Genomic DNA, 1614 nt, shown 5'->3' with positions numbered 1-1614 from the left:
TGGCGCCATTGGCAAGTGTAGGAGCGACGTCAGTCGCGATGGGGTTGGCCGGCAGCGCTTTGCGCTGCAATCGCGAATGAATTCGCTCCCACAGGCAGTGGCGCCAAGGTAAGAACACATTCAGGGGAAAGGAGACGCGACAGCACATGGCAGTCCACAACTATGATGTAGTGGTTATCGGCACCGGCCCCTCCGGCGAGAGTGCCGCCATCAATGCCGCCAAGCACGGCAAGCGCGTGGCCGTGATCGAGAAGCAGCAGTCGGTGGGCGGCAACTGCACCCACTGGGGCACCATCCCCTCCAAGGCGCTGCGCCATCAGGTCAAGCAGATCATGCAGTTCAACACCAACCGCATGTTCCGCGATATCGGCGAGCCGCGCTGGTTCTCCTTCCCCAAGGTTCTCGAACGCTCCCGCGTGACCATCGACCAACAGGTCGAGATGCGCACCCGCTTCTACGCCCGCAATCGTATCGACCTGTTCTTCGGCGTGGCGCGCTTCAAGGACGAGCACACCCTGGTGATCCGCGACGATCACGAGGGCGTCGAGGAGATCTGCGCCCAGAAGATCGTCATTGCCACCGGCTCGCGCCCCTATCGCCCGGCCGACGTCAACTTTCGCCACCCGCGCATTTACTGCTCCGACACCGTGCTCGGCCTGTCTCACACCCCGCGCACCCTGATCATCTTCGGCGCCGGGGTCATCGGCAGCGAATACGCCTCGATCTTCTCCGGGCTCGGCGTCAAGGTCGACCTGATCGACTCCCGCGACCGCCTGCTGTCGTTCCTCGACGACGAGATCTCCGACGCGCTCTCCTACCACCTGCGCCAGAACGGCGTGCTGGTGCGTCACAACGAGGACTACGAGCGCATCGAAGGCGACGAATCCGGCGTGGTGGTGCATCTCAAGTCGGGCAAGCGGCTACGCGCCGACGCCTTCCTGTGGGCCAACGGCCGCACCGGCAACACCGACCAGCTGGGCCTCGAGAACATCGGCCTGGAAGCCAATGGCCGCGGCCAGCTGCAGATAGATAACCACTACCGCACTGCCATCCCGCACATCTACGCGGTGGGCGACGTGATCGGCTGGCCGAGCCTGGCGAGTGCCGCCTACGACCAGGGGCGCAACGCCAGTGACGACCTGCTCGACGCCGACTTCCGCTTCGTCGACGACGTACCCACCGGCATCTACACCATTCCCGAGATCAGCTCGGTGGGCAAGAACGAGCGCGAACTGACCGACGCCAAGGTGCCCTACGAGGTCGCCCAGGCGTTCTTCAAGGACACCGCCCGTGCCCAGATCACCGGCGACACCGTGGGCATGCTCAAGATCCTGTTCCACCGCGACAGTCTCGAGATCCTCGGCATCCACTGCTTCGGCGACCAAGCCTCGGAAATCGTGCACATCGGCCAGGCGATCATGCAGCAGGAAGGCGAGGCCAACACCCTCAAGTACTTCATCAACACCACCTTCAACTACCCGACCATGGCCGAAGCCTACCGCGTCGCCGCCCAGAACGGCCTCAACCGGTTGTTCTAGGCAGCGCTGCGCGCTGCAATCGCGAATAAATTCGCTCCCACAGGGGAGTGGCGCCAAGCCTAGTGTGGGAGCGGCT

At 63.8% G+C, this 1614-nt stretch carries 1 protein-coding gene; it reads left to right on the top strand.

Annotated elements, in window-relative coordinates; genetic code table 11:
* The first annotated feature begins 146 nt into the window (after positions 1 to 146).
* Positions 147 to 1538, top strand: coding sequence for a Si-specific NAD(P)(+) transhydrogenase (gene sthA, locus BLT16_RS20440; RefSeq protein ID WP_089660778.1), 1392 nt, complete (start codon positions 147 to 149; stop codon positions 1536 to 1538).
* Positions 1539 to 1614: the final 76 nt, after the last annotated feature.

Origin of the sequence: Franzmannia pantelleriensis (genome assembly GCF_900102875.1) — a bacterium.
Classification (GTDB): domain Bacteria; phylum Pseudomonadota; class Gammaproteobacteria; order Pseudomonadales; family Halomonadaceae; genus Franzmannia; species Franzmannia pantelleriensis.
This window is presented reverse-complemented; position numbering and strand designations above follow the sequence as displayed.

Bases quoted from the DNA above. Each gene is read 5' to 3' on its own strand.
- sthA (WP_089660778.1), top strand. From the start codon at position 147: ATGGCAGTCCACAACTATGATGTAGTGGTTATCGGCACCGGCCCCTCC.